The 18,979-nt window shown below is 55.5% G+C and carries 17 protein-coding genes; 8 read left to right on the top strand and 9 right to left on the bottom strand.

The genetic code is table 11. The annotated features are described in order from the left end of the window. The gene (hppD, locus tag TH2_RS08370; RefSeq protein WP_008889981.1) at window positions 1–1,113 is read right to left on the bottom strand and encodes a 4-hydroxyphenylpyruvate dioxygenase; all 1,113 of its coding nucleotides are present in this window, start codon (window positions 1,111–1,113) and stop codon (window positions 1–3) included. Window positions 1,114–1,276: 163 nt separating this feature from the next. On the opposite strand from hppD, the gene TH2_RS08365 reads away from it, so the two are divergent. Beyond that, the gene (locus TH2_RS08365) at window positions 1,277–1,747 is read left to right on the top strand and encodes an Lrp/AsnC family transcriptional regulator (RefSeq protein ID WP_008889980.1); all 471 of its coding nucleotides are present in this window, start codon (window positions 1,277–1,279) and stop codon (window positions 1,745–1,747) included. Window positions 1,748–2,113: 366 nt separating this feature from the next. Here TH2_RS08365 and TH2_RS08360 read toward each other — a convergent pair whose 3' ends face one another. The 5 genes from TH2_RS08360 to TH2_RS08340 form a co-directional block, all read right to left on the bottom strand. Beyond that, window positions 2,114–2,866 (bottom strand): ABC transporter ATP-binding protein, encoded by a 753-nt coding sequence (locus tag TH2_RS08360; protein ID WP_008889979.1) that lies wholly within the window; start codon window positions 2,864–2,866, stop codon window positions 2,114–2,116. Beyond that, window positions 2,863–3,624 carry an ABC transporter ATP-binding protein gene (locus TH2_RS08355; protein ID WP_008889978.1) on the bottom strand — a complete coding sequence of 254 codons (762 nt, stop codon included), beginning with the start codon at window positions 3,622–3,624 and terminating at the stop codon, window positions 2,863–2,865. Before TH2_RS08355 ends, TH2_RS08360 begins: the two co-directional genes overlap by 4 nt. A 3-nt stretch (window positions 3,625–3,627) precedes the next feature. Continuing rightward, entirely contained in the window at window positions 3,628–4,806 is a 1,179-nt protein-coding gene (locus TH2_RS08350) for a branched-chain amino acid ABC transporter permease (RefSeq protein WP_008889977.1), read from the bottom strand. Window positions 4,807–4,808: 2 nt separating this feature from the next. Then, window positions 4,809–5,825, bottom strand: coding sequence for a branched-chain amino acid ABC transporter permease (locus TH2_RS08345; protein ID WP_008889976.1), 1,017 nt, complete (start codon window positions 5,823–5,825; stop codon window positions 4,809–4,811). Between the two features lie 118 nt (window positions 5,826–5,943). Beyond that, a complete protein-coding gene (locus TH2_RS08340; RefSeq protein WP_008889975.1) occupies window positions 5,944–7,305 on the bottom strand; it encodes an ABC transporter substrate-binding protein in 1,362 nt (453 codons plus the stop codon). A 202-nt stretch (window positions 7,306–7,507) separates the two neighbouring features. On the opposite strand from TH2_RS08340, the gene TH2_RS08335 reads away from it, so the two are divergent. The 4 genes from TH2_RS08335 to TH2_RS08320 all read left to right on the top strand — a co-directional run bounded on the left by TH2_RS08335 (window position 7,508) and on the right by TH2_RS08320 (window position 12,619). Beyond that, a complete protein-coding gene (locus TH2_RS08335; RefSeq protein ID WP_008889974.1) occupies window positions 7,508–9,085 on the top strand; it encodes a helix-turn-helix domain-containing protein in 1,578 nt (525 codons plus the stop codon). Window positions 9,086–9,203: 118 nt separating this feature from the next. Further along, on the top strand, window positions 9,204–9,587 hold the full coding sequence (locus TH2_RS08330; protein ID WP_040823096.1) for a response regulator transcription factor: 384 nt from the start codon (window positions 9,204–9,206) through the stop codon (window positions 9,585–9,587). Between the two features lie 14 nt (window positions 9,588–9,601). After that, the gene (locus TH2_RS08325; protein ID WP_008889972.1) at window positions 9,602–9,850 is read left to right on the top strand and encodes a hypothetical protein; all 249 of its coding nucleotides are present in this window, start codon (window positions 9,602–9,604) and stop codon (window positions 9,848–9,850) included. A gap of 3 nt (window positions 9,851–9,853) precedes the next feature. Beyond that, a complete protein-coding gene (locus TH2_RS08320) occupies window positions 9,854–12,619 on the top strand; it encodes a sensor histidine kinase (RefSeq protein WP_008889971.1) in 2,766 nt (921 codons plus the stop codon). Between the two features lie 81 nt (window positions 12,620–12,700). Here TH2_RS08320 and TH2_RS08315 read toward each other — a convergent pair whose 3' ends face one another. Continuing rightward, a complete protein-coding gene (locus TH2_RS08315) occupies window positions 12,701–14,200 on the bottom strand; it encodes a CoA-acylating methylmalonate-semialdehyde dehydrogenase (RefSeq protein WP_008889970.1) in 1,500 nt (499 codons plus the stop codon). 170 nt (window positions 14,201–14,370) lie between these two features. On the opposite strand from TH2_RS08315, the gene TH2_RS08310 reads away from it, so the two are divergent. Further along, window positions 14,371–15,258 carry a LysR family transcriptional regulator gene (locus TH2_RS08310; RefSeq protein ID WP_008889969.1) on the top strand — a complete coding sequence of 296 codons (888 nt, stop codon included), beginning with the start codon at window positions 14,371–14,373 and terminating at the stop codon, window positions 15,256–15,258. A gap of 141 nt (window positions 15,259–15,399) precedes the next feature. On the opposite strand, the gene TH2_RS08305 is transcribed toward TH2_RS08310, so the two are convergent. Together TH2_RS08305 and TH2_RS08300 are read right to left on the bottom strand one after the other, a co-directional pair. Further along, window positions 15,400–15,807, bottom strand: coding sequence for a DUF2218 domain-containing protein (locus TH2_RS08305; protein WP_008889968.1), 408 nt, complete (start codon window positions 15,805–15,807; stop codon window positions 15,400–15,402). A 345-nt stretch (window positions 15,808–16,152) separates the two neighbouring features. After that, window positions 16,153–16,995: a fumarylacetoacetate hydrolase family protein gene (locus TH2_RS08300; RefSeq protein ID WP_008889967.1), complete on the bottom strand. Its 843-nt coding sequence runs from the start codon at window positions 16,993–16,995 to the stop codon at window positions 16,153–16,155. 233 nt (window positions 16,996–17,228) lie between these two features. Here TH2_RS08300 and TH2_RS08295 point away from each other — a divergent pair, with 233 nt between their 5' ends. Both TH2_RS08295 and TH2_RS08290 read left to right on the top strand, forming a co-directional pair. Then, entirely contained in the window at window positions 17,229–17,891 is a 663-nt protein-coding gene (locus TH2_RS08295; protein WP_040823258.1) for a dienelactone hydrolase family protein, read from the top strand. 43 nt (window positions 17,892–17,934) lie between these two features. Then, entirely contained in the window at window positions 17,935–18,891 is a 957-nt protein-coding gene (locus tag TH2_RS08290; RefSeq protein WP_008889965.1) for a D-2-hydroxyacid dehydrogenase family protein, read from the top strand. Window positions 18,892–18,979 lie beyond the last annotated feature (88 nt).

The raw sequence follows: 18,979 nt of genomic DNA, 5'->3' as shown, positions 1-18,979 counted from the left end.
TTATTCGGCGGCATCAACCTTCAACACGCCACGGCGGATCTGGTCTTCTTCGATGCTTTCGAACAGGGCGCGGAAGTTGCCCTCGCCAAAGCCTTCGTCGCCTTTGCGCTGAATAAACTCAAAGAAGATCGGGCCGATCACGGTTTTCGAGAAGATCTGAAGCAAAATCTTGGTCGTGCCGCCATCAACCACCCCTTCACCATCGATCAGGATGCCGTGGGTTTTCATACGTTCAATCGGCTCGTCATGGCCGTGCACACGTTCGTGCGATTTCTCGTAATAGGTTTCCGGCGGGCCGGGCATGAATTTCAGGTCATTGGCGGCAAGCTTGTCGGTGGCGTCATAGATGCCGTCCGTTCCGACCGCGATATGCTGAATGCCTTCGCCCTTGTATTTGCGCAGGTATTCTTCGATCTGGCTTTTATCATCGGTCGATTCATTGAGCGGAATGCGGATCTTGCCACAGGGGGACGTGATCGCGCGGCTGACCAGACCGGTGATTTTACCGGCAATGTCAAAGAAGTGGATTTGCTTGAAGCCAAACAGATCGCGATAGAAGTCCCACCATTTATCCATATTGCCGCGATAGACGTTATGGGTCAGGTGATCGAGGTAATAGAAACCAACCCCTTCTGGCTTCGGATCGCGTTCGCCCAGCCAGTCAAATTCCGCGTCATAGGCCGAACCGGTTTCACCATATTTGTCGACGAAATACAGCAACGACCCGCCAATGCCGACGATGGCCGGGACATCAAGCGTCTTGTCATCCCCGGTGTAGGGCTCCGCCCCCTTGGATACCGCATGATCAAAGGCATGCTTGGCATTCACCACGCGCCATGCCATCGAAGGTGCGCAAGGGCCATGCTTTTCAACGAACTTCATACCATGCGAAGATGGCTCGGCATTGAGGATGTAGTTGATATCGCCCTGACGCCAGACGGTGATGTTTTTGGTCTTGTGCTTGGCAACCGGGCTGTATCCCATGCGGGCAAACAGGGTTTCCAGTTTGTCGGCGTCTTCATGGGCGAATTCAACGAATTCGAACCCGTCGGTTCCGGCCGGGTTTTCATCGCTAATGGTTGCGCGCGGGGCATCATGCGGGAACGGACCCATCGGAAGTCTCCTTTGATTGGAACATTCGAATGATTGGAATTATTCGAATTCTTGTTATGTCCCAATCGTGCGCCAAACCGCGTGCAACGTGCGTGCATTTACGCTTGCTTTTCGGAATTCTTTGCATACATCATGCATTAAACAATCATTTGGCGCGTGAAACATGCAACTGGACCGACTGGACCTTAAACTGCTGGCGGAACTGCAAAAGGATGGCCGTCTGACAAACAATGATTTGTCAGAACGCATCGGTCTTTCGGCGTCACAATGTTCACGCCGCCGTGCCCGCCTTGAAGACGACAAGGTCATTCGCGGATACAGGGCCGATATTGACCGGCAAAAGATGGGCATGGGGTTGCTGGTGGTGATTTCGGTGACACTTGCCACCCATAACCGCGACAATGCCAAACGGTTTGCCAGACTGTTGGCCGATCTGCCCGAAGTACTCGAAGCGTTTTCGCTGACCGGGGAGATGGATTACCACCTTAAGGTCGCGACCAAGGACCTGGCCGCACTTTCGCATTTCGTCAATGAGGTGCTGTTGCCCCATGACTCGGTCCAGCATGTGAAGACGTCGATTGTGCTGAATGTGCTTAAGGATTTCGAGGGGCTTGCCGTTGATCCGGATCTTTAAGCCATAAAAAGGGAAAAGGCCGCGCCCCAGAGGCACGGCCTTACCTGTCCCGAAACTCCCCTTACAAAAAAGTTTCGGTGACGCCCCCCTGTCGTGAGGGTCAGGACCCATCAATTTGATTTAAATGGCAGACGTTATATTTGTGAAATCCAAGGAAAAGCCCGCAGGGCGGGTCGGTATCCCGCACAAGGGATTTGACGCCGGAGTTTGCAAATATAACGTCTGTCCTTCGGATTAACCGGATTTGCACGGGCTACTTTGTCGTAAAACCTTGAAAGATAAATATCTTTCGGCGGCTTTGCTCCGCGTATCCGCACAAATCCGGTCAACCATTAAAACCAAATTGATGGGTCCTGACCCTAATCACTAGATGGCAAGGTACTGGTCGCGCAGTTCCTCGTTATCGAGAACAGCCTGCGCGGTCCCGTCAAAGACGATCTCGCCGCTATCCATGATAATCGCGCGGTCGGCCAGTTTCAGGGCTGCAATTGCATTCTGCTCGACAATAATCGTCGTAATGCCGAGCTTCTTGACGTTTTGCAGGGTCTTTTCAATTTCCTGAACAATGACCGGAGCCAGGCCTTCATAGGGTTCATCAAGCAGCAGAAGCTTGATGTCACGGGCCAGTGCGCGGCCAATCGCCAGCATCTGCTGTTCGCCACCGGAAAGGGTGATGGCTTCCTGTTCCGCCCTTTCACCAAGACGCGGGAACAGCTCATAGATGCGCTGGATCGACCAGCCATGCGGCTCGGCAATCTGGGCCAGTTCAAGGTTCTGCTGAACCGTCATGCCCGGAATGATGCGCCGATCTTCGGGCACAAGTTGCAGACCCAGACGGGCCGCCTGCCATGCCTTCATTTCGTGCAACGGCTGGTGATCAAGCCAGATTTCACCATGCTTGAGTTCCGGGTCGCCCATGCGGGCGAGCGTGCGGAGTGTCGATGTCTTGCCCGCCCCGTTACGACCGAGAAGGGCCAGAATTTCGCCCTCGCGGACATCAAAGGACAGCCCCTGAACGATATAGCTTTCGCCGTAATAGGCGTGGATGTCATAGACCGAGAAAAACGCCGGATCTCCACCCTGTTTACGGACGGGTTCCTGTTTTGGCAAAGCGTTCATACCGTTTCCCCTCCGAGATAGGCTTCCTTGACCCGTGGGTCGTTACGTACTTCTTCCGGTGTGCCTTCACAGATGATGGCACCCTGGGCCAAGACGCTGATGCGATCGGCCAGACTGAACACAACATGCATGTCGTGTTCAATGATCACCTTGGTCATGCCGCGTTCCTTGATCCGTTTGAGCAGATCAATCGTGCGGTTGGTGTCATGGCGCGACATGCCAGCTGTTGGTTCATCGAGCAGGAACAGTTTCGGCTGCTGGCCAAGGCACATGGCAAGTTCAAGACGACGTTTGTCACCACGCGACATCGAACCGGCAAGATGATCCTGGTGCTGAAGCAAGCCGACATCTTCAAGAAGGTGTTCGGCATGTTCGCGGACTTCTTTTTCCGCAAACAGGCTTTTGAGGAAGTTCATCTTGAAAATGCCTTCGCGCTTGGCAAAGGCCGGAACCATCACGTTTTGCAAAAGCGACAGTTCCGGGAAGATTTCCGGCGTCTGGAAAACACGCGCGACACCAAGCTGGTTGATCTCGTGCGGTTCCTTGCCGGTCAGAACCTGGTCGCCCAGCAACACACGACCGCGGCTTGGTGCCAGACGCCCGACGATCACGTTCAGCAATGTCGATTTGCCCGCACCGTTTGGCCCGATGATCGCGTGCACGGTGCCTTCCTTGACCCGAAGGTTGATATCGGAAAGCGCCTGCAGACCGCCAAAGTTCTTGTCGACGTCGGTGACGTCAAGAATGTATTCGGACATGGATCAGACCTCCCCCGCCGATGTTTGTTCTTTTTCTTTGGTTTCGTGGGCTTCGGACTTCGGCTCGGCCTTGTCACGTTTGGTAACCAGGCGCGTCAGGCGCGTGATACCTTCCATGATGCCACCGGGCAGGAAGATCACGATCAGCATGAAGACAAGACCAAGGGTCAGGTGCCAGCCTTCGCCGACAAACAGACCAACCACGGATGCCACCGGATGGGCCAGCCAATCGGGCAGGAAGGAGAACGCATTCAGCAGCACGTCATCGTTAAAGGCCGAGAAGATGTTCTCGAAATACTTGATGATACCTGCACCCAAAAGCGGACCAATCAGGGTCCCGACACCACCAAGGATGGTAATCAGAACGACCTCGCCCGATGCGGTCCATTGCATGCGCTCGGCCCCGGCCAGCGGATCGGTGACCGCCAGAAGCGAACCGGCAAGACCGGCATACATGCCCGAGATGACAAAGGCGGTCATCAGATATGGTCGGGTGCTGAACCCGGTATAGCCCATACGGTTCTGGTTCGACTTGATCGCACGCAGCTTAAGCCCGAACGGTGAGCGGAAGATGCGCAGATATATGAAGAACGATATCAGCATCAGGGCGGCACAGATATAGAAGCCGGAATAACCGATCCCCTCGATCCCGAATAGGTTCGGGGTCGGCAGCGATCCGTCGGCAACGATGCCTGACATGTGATCAAGAATGCGCGGATCGGACTGTGCAAGTTGCAGACCGGTTTCACCATTGGTGATCGGGGTCAGAACCGAATAGGCAAGGTTATAGGACATCTGCGCAAAGGCCAGTGTCAGGATCGAGAAGTAAATCCCTGAACGACGCAACGACACAAAGCCGATCGCGAGCGCAAACAGCCCTGAGAGAACCGTGCCAAAGATCATGGCCGGAATAACGTTCATCGACAGCAGCTTGAACGACCACACCGCCGTGTAGGACCCCACACCCAGGAAGGCTGCGTGACCAAAGGACAGATAACCGGTCAGACCAAACAGGATGTTATAGCCGATGGCAAAGATGCCAAAGATCATGAACTTCTGCATCAGGTCAGGATAGGCCGCCCCGAAGGGCTGCAACCAGATCGGCATGGTCAGGACCACGACCGACAGGATGGCCATAAAGATCATATCTTTCTTGGGCGAGACGATTTTTGTATTTGACATTATTAGCTCTCCATCACGCCCCGGCGTCCCAGCAGACCACGCGGACGGGTCAACAGAATGACGACGGCAACAAGGTAGATGATGATCTGGTCAATGCCCGGGAAGATGTCTTTTACCTCGGTCATGGACGAGAAGGACTGCAGGATCCCCAGCAGGAAGCCAGCGGCCACCGCACCGGGCAAGGAGCCCATGCCACCCACAACAACCACGACAAATGACAGCACCAGGAAGTCCATGCCCAGATGGTAATCCGGGGGCAGAACCGGCGTGTACATCACGCCTGCCAGACCCGCGACCACTGCCGCGATGCCAAACACAATCGTAAAGCGACGTTCAATATTGATGCCCAGAAGTTCGACCGTTTCGCGGTCGGCCATCCCGGCGCGCACCACCATCCCGTAGGTGGTGAAATGCAGGAACGAGAACACAAGACCAATGGTGATCAGCGAGAACGCCAGATAAATCAGACGCCACCAAGGATAAACTACCGCTTCGCCCAGACCAAAGATCGCACCAACGGCGGCAGATCCGGAAACGATATCCGGTGCGCCCTGCGGGATCGGGTTTGCGCCAAAGGCGGCCTTGACCAGTTCCTGAAGCACGATGGCCAGACCAAAAGTCACAAGAATCTGTTCGGCGTGAGGACGCTTGTAGAAATGCCGGATGAGTGAGCGTTCCATGACAATGCCAATGAGCAACATCACCGGTATCGCCAGAATGATCGACAGCGGTACAGACCAGTCAATGATTGCCGTGCCGGTATCGCCAAACCACAGTTCGAGGTAGGGCGTTTCCTTGTAGGCGTCAAAGAAGGTGACCGACTCATCCTTGACCTTGACCGAAAGGGTCAAAAGTTTTTCGAGAGTTACCGCGCAAAATGCGCCCATCATGAAGATGGCACCATGCGCGAAGTTCACCACGCCAAGCGTGCCGAACACCAGAGTCAGGCCAAGCGCAATCAGTGCATAGGCACCGCCCTTGTCCAGACCATTCAGGATTTGAAGAAATATAGCGTCCATCAGATATCCGCCGCGTATTCGTAAGGGACTTAGTCAAAAGTCGTACAGGCCGAGGCCAGAGGGCAAACGGGCCGACCATTGGGAGATGGCCGGCCCTGCTTGCATCAATTTGGGTGCATCAGACTTGATACGGACCCAGTTCACCGCCGAACATGTCGGCCGGATACTCGACCTGTGCACGCGGCACTTCCTTGACGACTTCAAGAAGGTCGAAGTTGGACTGCGGGTTTTCTTTACCACGCACAACCAGAACATCCTTGAAGCACTGATGGTCTTCTGCACGGTACAGGGTCGGGCCATTGCCCGCGCCATCGAACTCGAAACCTTCAAGCTGTTTGATGACTTCCCAAGGTGCGAACGTACCGGCCATTTCGCAGGCGTTTGCATAAAGCAGCGTCTGGACGTAGCAGGTATGCGCAGCCTGGGACGGCGGGAAGCCGTATTCCTGACCGAACGATTTCACGAAGGCCTGCGAACCGGCATCCTGAAGCGACCAGTGCCAGTTGGTGGTCCCAAGGATACCCTTGGCTGCATCGCCAGCACCCTGTGCCATCAGGCGGGAATACAGCGGAACAACGATTTCGAAGTTCTTGCCATTCACCTGTTTGTCACGCAGACCGAACTGAACGGCCTGGGTCAGGGAGTTGACCATGTCCTTACCATAGTGGTTCAGGATCAGGACATCTGCGCCAGAGTTCAGAACCGGGGTGATGTACTGGGAGAAGTCACCAGCACCCACCGGGGTACGAACGGTGTTCACAGTTTCCCAACCGATATTTTCGGTCGCGGCCTTGATCGATTCTTCCTGGGTCCAGCCCCAGGTGTAATCGGCCGTCAGGTGATAGGCGCGGCGTTCTGCGCCATACTCGTCGAGCAGAACCGGCGCGATCGCCTGACCGGACATGTAAGCGTTGAAGAAGTGGCGGAAGCCATAACGCTTTTTGTCTTTACCGGTGGTGTCGTTCGAGTGGGTCAGACCCGCCATGAAGATGACGCCCATTTCCTGGCAAAGACCCTGCACGGCAACAGCCACACCAGAGGACGAACCACCGGTGATCATTGCCACATTGTCTTTTTCGATCATGCGCTTGGCAGAAGCACGCGCGGCATCGGACTTGGTCTGGGTATCACCGGTCACGAACTCGACTTTCTTGCCGAGGATGCCGTTACCCTTAAGCTGAAGCGGCTTGATGGTATTGAGCATACCGCCATCGCCTTCGCCATTAAGGTGCTTGACCGCAAGCTGATAGGCACGCAATTCGTCAGCACCCTCATCGGCATATGGGCCGGTCTGCGGCACGTTGAAACCGAGTTTGACGCTGGCAGCACTGCCCGGATCACCCCGGAAGGTCTGGGCATGCGCGTTCTTGATGAAATGCATCGGGAAAGTGCCGCCGATGAGGGCTGCACCCGTGGTTGCCGCGGATCCCTTCAGGATCGTACGACGAGATACATTTCCGATAAGCTTAGTCTCCGACATGGTTTTCCTCCCCAATGTCTTGGGATCTGTTTCAGAGAAATCTGAGGCCTGTTTTTTGGTTCGTTTTTTTATCGACCTGACAAAACAATGAGGATCATCTGAAAATGAATCAACACCTAGTTGATATAAAAGAACTTTTTTGTAAATATATAGATGAGCTTTGTGAAAATTAGTAAATTCTGTCAACAGGTAAGACTTTAGTATGGCGCGTCAGGCCCCCATCGGACACCGCATTCGCGGACGGCGAAAAGACATCGGGATGACCCAGAATGCCCTGGCGAAGGCTGCGGGCATCTCGGCGTCCTACCTTAATTTGATCGAACATAACCGCCGCTCGATCGGCGGCGGATTGTTGATGCGAATTGCCGAGGCACTGGAAATTCATCCTCACAGCCTGTCAGGGTCCGAGGAAAGCCGGTTGCTTTCGGATCTGGCCGAAGTTGCATCCGACCCGGTCTTTCGCACCACCCCGGTCGAAAGCCGCGAATTCCCCGCCATGATTGCGGCCTCACCGGGCATGATCACAGCGTTCTTGTCGCTGTATCGCGCCTATCGCAGTGGCCTTGATGATATTGACGCGCTGTCCGAACGGCTCAGCCATGACCCGTTCCTAACCGAGGCCAGCCATTCGATCCTGACCCGGATTACCTCGATCCGGACAGTGGCCGAGATTTTCGATGACTATGATGATCTGTCACCCGACCAGCGCGCACGCTTTAACGCGACACTGGTGCGCGAATCCCAGCGCCTTGCCGAATCCGCGACCGAAATTTTCAACTTCCTTGAACGCGGCGAGGCCGGCCGCCCGGCCGCCAGCCCGGCCGAGGAAGTTGATGATCTGTTATATGACAATGCCAACCACTTCCCCGCCCTTGAAGACCACGCCAACAAGATGCGCCCGGTGATTGATCCCGATGGCGGGCTCTATCTGACCGATCTGATCAATTACCTTGAAGACACCCACAACACCCGGATCGAACGCCGCCCGTCCGAGGACTTCCTGACAAGCGGCTATCAGTGGGATGCCAAGAATAATACCCTGTGCATTTCCCGCGCGCTTCCGATCACCTCGGCGCGTTTTCAGGCAGCGCGCACCATCTGCCGGCTTGAGGCCGCAGACCCGATCAACGAGATACTGGATCGCGCCCAGATTGGCAGCAAAGCAGGACGGGTTCGCGCATCCGAGGCATTGATATCCTATACTGCCGCCGCACTCCTGTTTCCCTATGACCTGTTTTTGGATGACGCGCGCAGCATGCGCCATGACATCGAACTTTTGCAGCAACGCTACGCGGCAAGTTGGGAACAGATTTGCCACCGCCTGACGACGCTTCGCCGCCCGGGGGCCGAAGGCATTCCGTTCCACTTGGTGCGCACCGACATCGCCGGGAACATTTCCAAACGGTTCTCGGCATCGGGCCTGCAATTGCCGCGTTATGGCGGGGCGTGCCCGCGCTGGGTGGTGCACGAAGCCTATACCGCGCCCGAACGTGTCATTCCGCAATTTGTCCGTCTGCCCGATGGCAGTGAATTTTTGTTTGTTGCGCGTGCGTTGCGGTCCGGGGCCGGGGGATATGGCGTTCCGCGCTCGGTTCATTCGGTGATGATCGGTTGCGACACGGCCTTTTCAAATGATGTGGTTTATGGCGACCGATTATCGCTTGATCGTCCTGAATCGGCGGTCCCGGTCGGGATTTCATGCCGCCAGTGCCCGCGCGATGATTGCGCACAACGCGCCTATGAAATGGCCGATGGCACGCCGAAAACCGCCAAAAAATGATCTGATGAGGGCTTTCAAGCAACGTCTTATCTATACCACCCCAAAGTAGCATTATCATTCAGCCCGTAAGTCGTTAGGATTGGGAATATAAAAATCCAAAAAATCGGGGAGAACGTCCTTGAATGAGAGACCAAAGGTCTTGATTGCCGAAGACGAGGAAACCATTGTCGAATCACTCAGCTTTCTGATGGAAAAGGAAGGCTATGACGTCAGTGTCGCAACGGATGGCCGTACGGCGATTTCGATGATTGCGCGCGATATTCCGGACATGGTTTTACTTGATGTCATGATGCCCGTTTGCGACGGGTTTGAAGTCGTGCGCGCAGCGCGCAACGACCCCAACACCCGACAAATGCCGATCATGATGCTGACTGCCAAAACCCGCGAAGTGGACCGCCGCAAGGGGCTTGAACTTGGCGTGGATGACTTTGTCACCAAGCCGTTTTCCACACGCGATGTTGTGTCCCGGGTCAAAGCCCTGCTGGAACGTGCGGAAAACTGAGACGCGCGTTTGCGTTGCCCATCAATGCGCAGGAGGCCCCCATCACACCACCACGCAAACTTACCGAACGCGCCCTTGTTCTGATGCTGGTGGCGCTGTTCATCTGGCTGCCGCCGATTGTGGGGATGTTTTCGCTTGATGGCACGATCCTTGGCCTGCCGATCCTGTTTGTCTATTTCTTTGCCGGATGGGCTATCCTGATTGCGCTGTGTGCTGTTCTGACACGTGCGCTGCGCAGTGCTGCCCAGATCGAGAGGAAATAGCCCATGCTATCCTCGGAACTGGTCATCCTTGTGTCGCTGATTTATGTCGGTCTGCTGTATGCGATTGCATGGTGGGGCGACAAACGCGCGCGTGATGGCCATTCCTGGGTCCGCAACCCGACGGTCTATACCTTATCCATCGCGGTATATTGCACGTCATGGACGTTTTATGGCGCGGTCGGAACAGCCGCGCGCAACGGGCTTGAGTATCTGACGATTTATCTTGGCCCGACCGTGATCTTTCTCGGCTGGTGGTTTTTGTTGCGCAAGATGCTGCGCATTTCCAAGGCCCATCGCATTACCTCGATTGCAGACTTTATCTCGTCACGCTATGGCAAAAGCACGCAGCTTTCGGTCCTTGTGACCCTGATCGCGGTGATCGGCACCACGCCCTATATCGCGCTTCAGCTCAAGGCGATTGCCACCAGTTACACTGTTCTGACCGGCTGGGAATTCGGCATGGTCGAACCGGTCCGCGAAACGGTCAGCATCTTTTCCGATAGCGGCTTTTGGGCCGCGGTTGGCCTGACGCTGTTTGGCATTCTGTTTGGCACGCGATTTATTGATGCTGATGAACATCACGAAGGCATGGTGGCCGCCATCGCCTTTGAAAGTCTGGTCAAGCTGTTTGCCCTTCTGGCCGTTGGCTTCTTTGTCTCGTTTGTGATGTATGACGGGCTTGGCGACCTGTTTGCCCAATCAGCCGAAAACGCCGATACGGCAAAGCTCCTGATGCTGCCCGAAGGGGGCAGCTCACGCTGGCTGACGCTTATGATGCTTTCGATGGCGGCCATCCTGTGCCTGCCGCGCCAGTTTCAGGTGATCATTGTTGAAAATGTCGATGAACGTCACCTTGCCACCGCAAGCTGGGCCTTCCCGCTTTATCTTCTGGCGATGAACCTGTTTGTTCTGCCGATTGCACTGGCGGGGCTCGGTGCCCTTCCGGTCTGGTCGGACCCGGACTTCTTTGTGATTTCCGTGCCGCTGTTTGAAGATCAATCGCTGCTGGCGTTGCTCGCCTATGTCGGCGGCCTGTCGGCCAGTACCAGCATGGTGATTGTTGCCACCATTGCGCTTTCGACCATGGTGTGTAACGACCTGATTGTGCCAGCGCTGTTGCGCATTCGCCCGCTGCGCCTGACCGAACGTGATGATCTGACCGGGCTTTTGATCTTTATTCGGCGGGCCTCCATCGTCGTCGTGGTGTTTATGGGCTTTGCCTATTATCGGTCTGCCGGGGCCAGTGATGCGCTGGCCGAAATCGGGCTGATTTCCTTTGCCGCCATTGCCCAGTTCATCCCGATCATGATTGGCGGGCTTTACTGGAAGGGCGGCACACGAACCGGCGCGCAGGTCGCACTCACCATCGGCTTTGCGGTTTGGGGCTATACCCTGTTGCTGCCATCACTTGCCGATAGTGGCTGGATGGATCCGTCGCTTATTCTCAATGGCGCGTTTGGTCATCCGTGGTTGCGCCCCGAAAGCCTGTTTGGTCTGACGGATTTCGCACCCCTGACCCATGCCCTGATCTGGTCGATTTCACTCAATACAGCGGCCTATGTGTTGATCAGTCTGTTTACCGAGCCAAGCGCGCTTGAACGCATTCAGGCAACCCTGTTTGTCGATGCCTTTTCACGCAAGGGGCAGGATACCGTGATCTGGCGGTCATCGGCCTCGGCCAACGATCTTTATGAACTGGTCGAACGGTTTTTGGGCCGGGATCGCGCCTATCAGTCCTTCCGCCAGTTTGATCAAAGCATCGATCCATCCTGGCGCGGCAAGGGCGAAGCCGATGCCGACATGATTGCCTTTACCGAACGGCTTCTGGCGGGCTCCATCGGGGCGGCATCGGCCCGTGTGATGGTGTCATCTGTCGCCAAGGGCGAGATGGTCAGCCTTGATGAAGTGCTTGAGATCCTCGAAGAAACCTCTCACGTCATTGAATATTCCCAGCGCCTTGAAACCAAGTCGCGCGAACTTGAAAAAGCCGCCGCCGAACTGCGTGCCGCCAACGAACGGCTCAAGGAACTGGACCGGCTCAAGGATGAATTCCTGACCATGGTCAGCCATGAATTCAGAACGCCGCTAACCTCGATCCGGTCGTTTTCGGAAATTCTGGTCGACTCCCCGAACCTTGACCCGAAACAAGCCGATCACTTCCTTGAAATCATTGTCCGCGAAAGCGAACGCCTGACCCGCCTGATTGATGACCATCTTGATCTTGCCCGTCTTGAAGCCGGTCATTCCGACTGGCGCGCGGTCGAAGTCGATCCGCGCACAGTACTTGATGAAAGCATTGATGCTGTCAAAGGCCTGTTTGATGCCAAGGGTGTTGTTCTGACCAAGGAATATTCGCGCAATTCGGCCCTGTTGAATGTTGACCGCGACCGCCTGACACAGGTCTTCATCAATCTGCTGTCGAACGCTGCCAAATTCTCTGCGCCGGATCACCCCGAAGTATCGGTGCGCGGGGAAGCCATGGATGGCGGCTATCTGGTTTCGATCACTGATAACGGCAAGGGCGTTGCCCCGAACGAGCTTGAAATCATCTTTGACAAGTTTTCGCGCGGCGGCAAATACGCCGATGACAAACCAAAGCCATCCGGTTCGGGCTTGGGCCTTGCGATCGCCAAGCATGTTGTCGAACATTGTCAGGGCAAGATATGGGCCGAAAGTCCTGCGGGACGCGGGGCAACCTTCCGCGTTTTCATTCCCGGCACCATCATGGAAGCCATCAAGCCCGCCAAACCGGCATCCTTTGGCAGCTAACACCCCGAACAAATAAGGGCGCGCAAATTTGGCTTTGCGCGCCCTTTAATACTGCGATGAGTGCAATACTTATTTCATCGCTTATTTCATGGTCGGCATGACGAATTCAGCACCCTTGCGAATGCCGGTCGGCCAGCGCGTGGTGATGGTTTTCAGCTTGGTATAGAAGCGAACGCCTTCCGGGCCATGCATGTGATGGTCGCCAAACAGCGATGCTTTCCAGCCACCAAACGAATGGAAGGCCATCGGGACCGGGATCGGCACGTTGATGCCGACCATGCCGGTCTGGGTGCGTGCGGCAAATTCACGGGCGGTATCACCATCGCGGGTGAAGATCGCGGTGCCATTGCCATATTCGTGGTCATCAACAAGGTTGGCAGCGGTTTCGAAATCATCGGTACGCACAACCGACAGAACCGGGCCAAAGATCTCTTCCTTGTAGATGCTCATATCCGGGGTGACGTCATCAAAGAGCGTACCACCGACGAAGTAACCGTCTTCATAGCCCTGCAGCTTGATGTCACGGCCATCAACCACCAGTTTGGCACCTTCTTCAACGCCCTTGTTGATATAGCCGACAACCTTGTCACGGTGGGCTGCGGTCACAAGCGGGCCCATTTCGGCCGCCGGATCAATACCCGGTGCCACGCGCAGTTCATTGATGCGCGGAACCAGTTTTTCGATCAGGGTATCGGCGGTTTCCTTGCCGACCGGCACAGCAACCGAGATTGCCATGCAACGCTCGCCGGCCGATCCGTACGCCGCTCCCATCAGGGCATCGACCGCCTGATCCATATCGGCATCAGGCATGATGATCATGTGGTTTTTCGCCCCACCAAGCGCTTGGCAACGCTTGCCCTGCGCGGTCGCGGTTTCATAGATGTATTTGGCAATCGGGGTCGATCCAACAAAGCTGATGGCCGAAACATCCGGATCAAACAGAAGCGCATCCACCGCTTCCTTGTCACCCTGAACAACGTTGAACACGCCATCCGGAAGGCCGGCTTCTGTCAGCCATTCAGCCAGCAGAAGGGAGGCGGACGGATCACGCTCTGACGGCTTCAGGATGAAGCAGTTACCACAGGCAAGGGCGACCGGGAACATCCACATCGGCACCATGGCCGGGAAGTTGAACGGCGTGATACCGGCAACAATACCAAGCGGCTGACGGATGGAATGGCTGTCAACCTTGGTGCCGACATTTTCGGTGAACTCGCCCTTAAGCAGCTGCGGCGCGCCGGTGGCAAATTCAACAACCTCGATCCCGCGGGTGACTTCGCCCAGCGCATCGGACAGAACCTTGCCATGCTCAGCCGTGATGGCGGCTGCGAGTTCTTCGGAACGATCTTCGAGGATGCCAAGGAATTTGTTCAGAATACGCGCACGGCGCAGCGGCGTGGTTGCGGCCCATTCGGCGGCAACGGCGGACGCGGATTCAACAGCGGCACGGACCTCGGCCTTGGATGCCAGATCAACCGTCGCACTCTGTGCGCCTGTTGCCGGATTGAAAACCGGTGCCGAACGCCCGGAGTTACCGGCAACGCGTTTGCCGTTGATGTAATGGGTAAGTTGGGTTGCCATTGGGTTTCTCCCGATAAACCTGATGATCAGTGGGACGATCTTAATATAAGTGGGGGTCTTCCCCCTTAATATCCTGCACCCATTATGACTATGCACAGGGATGCACATCAATTATCATTTCCGCAAATTCGATGTGCAAAAATTAAAGTCACAACAGGATCACACCCATCATGGATTGGGATCGCTTCCGCATCTTTCTGGCTGTTGCCCGCCAAGGCCAGATCCTTGCCGCTGCCCGGCAACTTGGCCTGAACCACGCAACGGTGGGCCGCCAGCTGACAGCACTTGAACAGGAACTTGGCACCAAACTGATTGAACGGCGCACCACCGGATCGGACCTGACCCCGGCGGGACGGGAATTGATGCAGGCGGCAGAGGCCGCAGAGTCGGCTTTTTTGCGTGCTGGCACCGCCGTTTCCAACCAGTCAGAGCTGATCAGCGGCACGGTCCGCGTCGGCGTCCCCGACGGATTGGGCAATTATTTTCTGGCAAGTGAGTTGGCTCACTTTGCATCCAATCACCCGGATCTAGTGATCCAGCTGGTGCCGCTGCCAAGGACATTCTCGCTATCGCAACGCGAAGCTGATATCGCCATCACGCTTGATCGACCCAAGCAAGGGCGCCTGGTGATCAGCAAACTCACCGACTACACACTCAGTGTCTATGCCAGCAAATCCTATATCGAACGTTTTGGTGCGGTCAAAACCGAGGCCGATCTGACAGACCGCCTGTTTGTCACGCATATCGAGGACCTGATTTACAGCCGAGCACTGGATTACGCCGCCCGCCTTGGCAAACTGATGAAACGCCGATTTGAATGCGGCAGCGTGGTGGCCCAGATGGAAGCGGTGCGCAACGGATACGGCATCGGCATCCTGCACGACTACGCCACCGAAGGCATCCCCGACCTCGTCCGCCTGCTGCCTGAAATCCGCTTCACCCGAAACTACTGGATGCTCCAGCACCCGGACACCAAGGATACGCGAAGTGTCGCGGCCATTGTCGATCATATAACGCGCGTCGTACGTGGGGCTCGTGATCGGTTTATCATGAGCTGAGAACACACAATTGCCGTCAACGGCACCGGCCTGAATGCGCAAAGCGGATCGCGATCACATTCCCGTTTGCGACCAGGCAGACAAAACAAAAGCCCGTTCAATGCTGAACGGGCTTTTTGATCACCAAGAAGTGACAAATGGTCATTTATTTCGCCAGTCAATTTCGATCTTGGTCTGCGGCGAGAGGGTCCGAAGCTTGTTTTCGAAATAAGCCTGCATGTCCGCAAGGCTGTGTTCATCGGTCGCCGACATCGCAACTGTCAGAAACAGCGGCGTCGCCGTCAGCTCGCACGCACCATTTTCAAATGCCAGTACACCAGCATCGGGTTTGCGCAGGGTTCCCTTGACGTCTTCGCCACGGGCTTGCAGCATCATCCCCTTGAGAAAGCAAGGCGCGCCGCGCAAATAGATATCTGCAAACGCAAAGCTACCGACACCATCCTGTGCCTTTGAAGTCCGAGACACAGGGCCAGCCTCATCAACTGAAACATCCATCGGATTGACCGAAACCGGCCAAGACTCGTTCACTTTGATCGCCAGATTAGACATGTGCATCACCAATCCTGTAAGGGCGCTTCATGCGCACGGTATCCCCATACCCCTTGGACAAGCATTTCACATTGCTTAAGCACTGAACAACAATGACCTAAAGTCACTTATCGCAGATTGCTTAACAACGTCAATGCACTTTGTTCTGACAAAAATGTCCTGAATTGGGCAAGATGCAAGTCCATGCCCACTAATTTTTGATTTTTTGTTCTCAAGCCAATGAAAACAGGTAGGCGGCACATAAAACAAAGACTTTTATAGAGGCTTAGATCTGCAGTTCACATTCATGTGAGCTGCAGATGTGATAACTATCCCGCCTACCGCTTATCGCAGCCTATTCCCAGCTTAGCCCTGAACGACTTCCTGACGCTGCGCCCCCAAGCCATCGATTCCCAGTTCCATCACGTCACCGGGTTTGAGGTACACCGGCGGGTTTTGCCCCATACCCACACCCGGCGGGGTGCCGGTCGAGATGATGTCACCGGGTTGCAGGCTCATGAAGCGCGACAGATAGCTGACGACGAACGCAACACCATAGGCCATGGTTTTCGTACTGCCATCCTGATAACGCTTGCCGTTCACATCGAGCCACATGGAGAGGTTCTGTGGATCGGCAACCTGATCACGGGTGACAAGCCACGGACCAATCGGACCGAAGGTATCGGCACTTTTGCCCTTCACCCACTGGCCAGAATGTTCGAGCTGAAACGCGCGCTCGGAAACATCATTGATCAGGCAATAACCTGCGACATGATCAAGCGCATCTGCCTCGTCAACATATTTGGTGTGCTTGCCAATCACCACGCCCAGTTCGACTTCCCAATCGGTTTTGGTCGAACCGCGCGGAATTTCAATCGTGTCATTCGGACCACAAACGGCCGAGGTTGCCTTGAGGAAAATGATCGGTTCTGGCGGGAGTTCCATACCGGCTTCTTGCGCATGATCGGAATAGTTCAAACCGATGCAGATAAACTTGCCCGGCCGCCCGACACAGGCACCAATGCGCGGATCACCCGACACGACCGGCAGGCTTTCCGGGTCAAGCGCTGCAATACGTGCAAAGGTTTCATCGGAAATCGTGGTTGGATCAAGATCATCAATCACGCTGGAAAGATCGCGGATTACGCCATCCGCATCACAAAGCCCCGGTTTCTCCGCCCCGACCGGGCCATAGCGCAAAAGCTTCATGAATTCTCTCTCCTGATATCGTCACGCGGGTTCTTTTGCGTCCTGCACAAGCCAAGTCCTGCAAAAAGAACGATTTATTCCTCATACCTTAGTGATGTCACATCATCATCCCAAAGGGCAAGCCAATTGAGGATACATTATCCGCTGTGACCATGATGATTGTTCTCGCCCCGCAATTCGATATCATCACCGAAAGGACCATTGCGCCGAGAAAGGAAAGGAAACGACAGGACATGATGGAGACCCTTACCGCAGCTGACGGGCACAAGCTTGATTGTTGGTTTGAGCCACCCGTTGGTGCAAGACGCGGCGCGATTGTAATCCTGCAGGAAATTTTTGGGCTCACCGAACAGCTCAAGGGGGTTGCGCGCAAATATGCAGCCCTTGGCTATGAGGTCGCCATCCCTGCCCTGTTTGACCGGGTGGAGCGTGGTGCGGTCGTTGACTTCAACGATTTTGATCGGGCGCGTGCGCTGATGATGGCGTCCGAGTTGCCAAACACCCTGACCGACATCGATGCTGCCGCCCGCGCCATGTCTGCCAAGGGTGGCAGGGTTGGCGTGATCGGTTTTTGCTGGGGCGGCGGGTTGGCCCTGCGCAGTGCCCAATGTCTTGATATCGCGGCGGGTGTTTCATTCTATGGCACGCGTATCGACCAATATCTGGATAAGCCGCTGCACACGCCATTTCTGGCACATTTCGGCCTGTCTGATGGCCACGTCCCGATTGAGATGATTGAAGACGCCAAGGCAGCCCTGCCCGGCATGGAAGTACATATGTATGAAGCCGGTCATGCCTTTGCCAACGAAGCACGTCCATCCGCCTATGTCGAAGCGGCCGCCGAAGTTGCGCATGCCCGCACAGCCGAATTTCTTGCCCTTCATATCGCGGCCTGACGCGACAGCCCCCCAGCCCTGACCCATTGGAAACACAGCCCAGATGCGTATTGCCATTCTTGATGACTATCAAAACATTGCCCTGCAGTCGGCCGATTGGACAGACGTCCAAAATCACGGCGAGATCACCGTATTTGACGATCATGTTTGCAATACGGGCGATCTGATCAGCCGCCTTGAGCCATTTGACGTCCTGTGTGTCATGCGTGAACGCACAGCTCTTACGGGCGACATTTTGCGCGCCCTTCCGAACCTGCGGCTGATCGTGACCACCGGCAAACGCAATGACGCCATTGATGTCGCAACCGCAAGTGAACTGGGCATCACAGTTTGCGGCACAGAGTCCCCATCCACGGCAACGCCGGAACTGACCTTTGCCCTGATGCTGGGATTGGCCCGCAATCTCATGGCGGAAAACGCATCGATGCGCGCCGGCGGCTGGCAAGTCGGAATCGGTCAGGATCTTGCAGGTTCGACCTTGGGGATTATCGGGCTTGGACGGTTGGGCGCAAAGGTCGCGAAAATGGCGCAGGCCTTTGACATGCATGTCTGTGCCTGGAGTGCCAACCTGACGCAGGAGCGCTGCGACGAACTTGGCGTGATCCATATGGCAACCAAGGAAGATTTGTTGCGCGCGTCGGATTTCGTCACCATCCATCAACGCCTGTCTGATCGCACCCATGGCCTGATCGGCACGAATGAGTTCAAACAGATGAAGCCAACCGCCTATCTGATCAACACATCACGCGGCCCGATCATTGATGATACTGCCCTGATTGATGCGCTCAACAGTGGCGGGATTGCCGGTGCTGCACTCGATGTCTACGACCACGAACCGCTGCCCGTATCGCATCCGCTGCGCCATTGTGACGGCCTGTTGCTAAGCCCCCATCTTGGCTATGTCACCCGCAACACCTGGAACGTGTTTTACGGCCAGACGGTCGAGGCCATTTTGGCCTGGCACAGCGGCGATCCGATCCGGGTTATCAATCCGGATTGATTGCGACTAGGCTGTCAAAACGCGCAAAGGAATTTTTTAGGCAAATCACGGTGATTTTCGCCTTGATAGCGCAGACTTATTCTATGCA

The organism is Thalassospira profundimaris WP0211 (assembly GCF_000300275.1).
Lineage (GTDB): Bacteria > Pseudomonadota > Alphaproteobacteria > Rhodospirillales > Thalassospiraceae > Thalassospira > Thalassospira profundimaris.
Note: the sequence above shows the minus strand (reverse complement) of the source record. Positions and strands in the feature narration are given on the sequence as shown.

Bases quoted from the DNA above. Each gene is read 5' to 3' on its own strand.
- TH2_RS08300 (WP_008889967.1), bottom strand. From the start codon at position 16,995: ATGAAGCTTTTGCGCTATGGCCCGGTCGGGGCGGAGAAACCGGGGCTT.
- TH2_RS08315 (WP_008889970.1), bottom strand. From the start codon at position 14,200: ATGGCAACCCAACTTACCCATTACATCAACGGCAAACGCGTTGCCGGT.
- TH2_RS08365 (WP_008889980.1), top strand. From the start codon at position 1,277: ATGCAACTGGACCGACTGGACCTTAAACTGCTGGCGGAACTGCAAAAG.
- TH2_RS08360 (WP_008889979.1), bottom strand. From the start codon at position 2,866: ATGAACGCTTTGCCAAAACAGGAACCCGTCCGTAAACAGGGTGGAGAT.
- TH2_RS08350 (WP_008889977.1), bottom strand. From the start codon at position 4,806: ATGTCAAATACAAAAATCGTCTCGCCCAAGAAAGATATGATCTTTATG.
- TH2_RS08310 (WP_008889969.1), top strand. From the start codon at position 14,371: ATGGATTGGGATCGCTTCCGCATCTTTCTGGCTGTTGCCCGCCAAGGC.
- TH2_RS08290 (WP_008889965.1), top strand. From the start codon at position 17,935: ATGCGTATTGCCATTCTTGATGACTATCAAAACATTGCCCTGCAGTCG.
- TH2_RS08320 (WP_008889971.1), top strand. From the start codon at position 9,854: ATGCTATCCTCGGAACTGGTCATCCTTGTGTCGCTGATTTATGTCGGT.
- TH2_RS08340 (WP_008889975.1), bottom strand. From the start codon at position 7,305: ATGTCGGAGACTAAGCTTATCGGAAATGTATCTCGTCGTACGATCCTG.
- TH2_RS08305 (WP_008889968.1), bottom strand. From the start codon at position 15,807: ATGTCTAATCTGGCGATCAAAGTGAACGAGTCTTGGCCGGTTTCGGTC.
- TH2_RS08335 (WP_008889974.1), top strand. From the start codon at position 7,508: ATGGCGCGTCAGGCCCCCATCGGACACCGCATTCGCGGACGGCGAAAA.
- TH2_RS08295 (WP_040823258.1), top strand. From the start codon at position 17,229: ATGATGGAGACCCTTACCGCAGCTGACGGGCACAAGCTTGATTGTTGG.
- hppD (WP_008889981.1), bottom strand. From the start codon at position 1,113: ATGGGTCCGTTCCCGCATGATGCCCCGCGCGCAACCATTAGCGATGAA.
- TH2_RS08355 (WP_008889978.1), bottom strand. From the start codon at position 3,624: ATGTCCGAATACATTCTTGACGTCACCGACGTCGACAAGAACTTTGGC.
- TH2_RS08345 (WP_008889976.1), bottom strand. From the start codon at position 5,825: ATGGACGCTATATTTCTTCAAATCCTGAATGGTCTGGACAAGGGCGGT.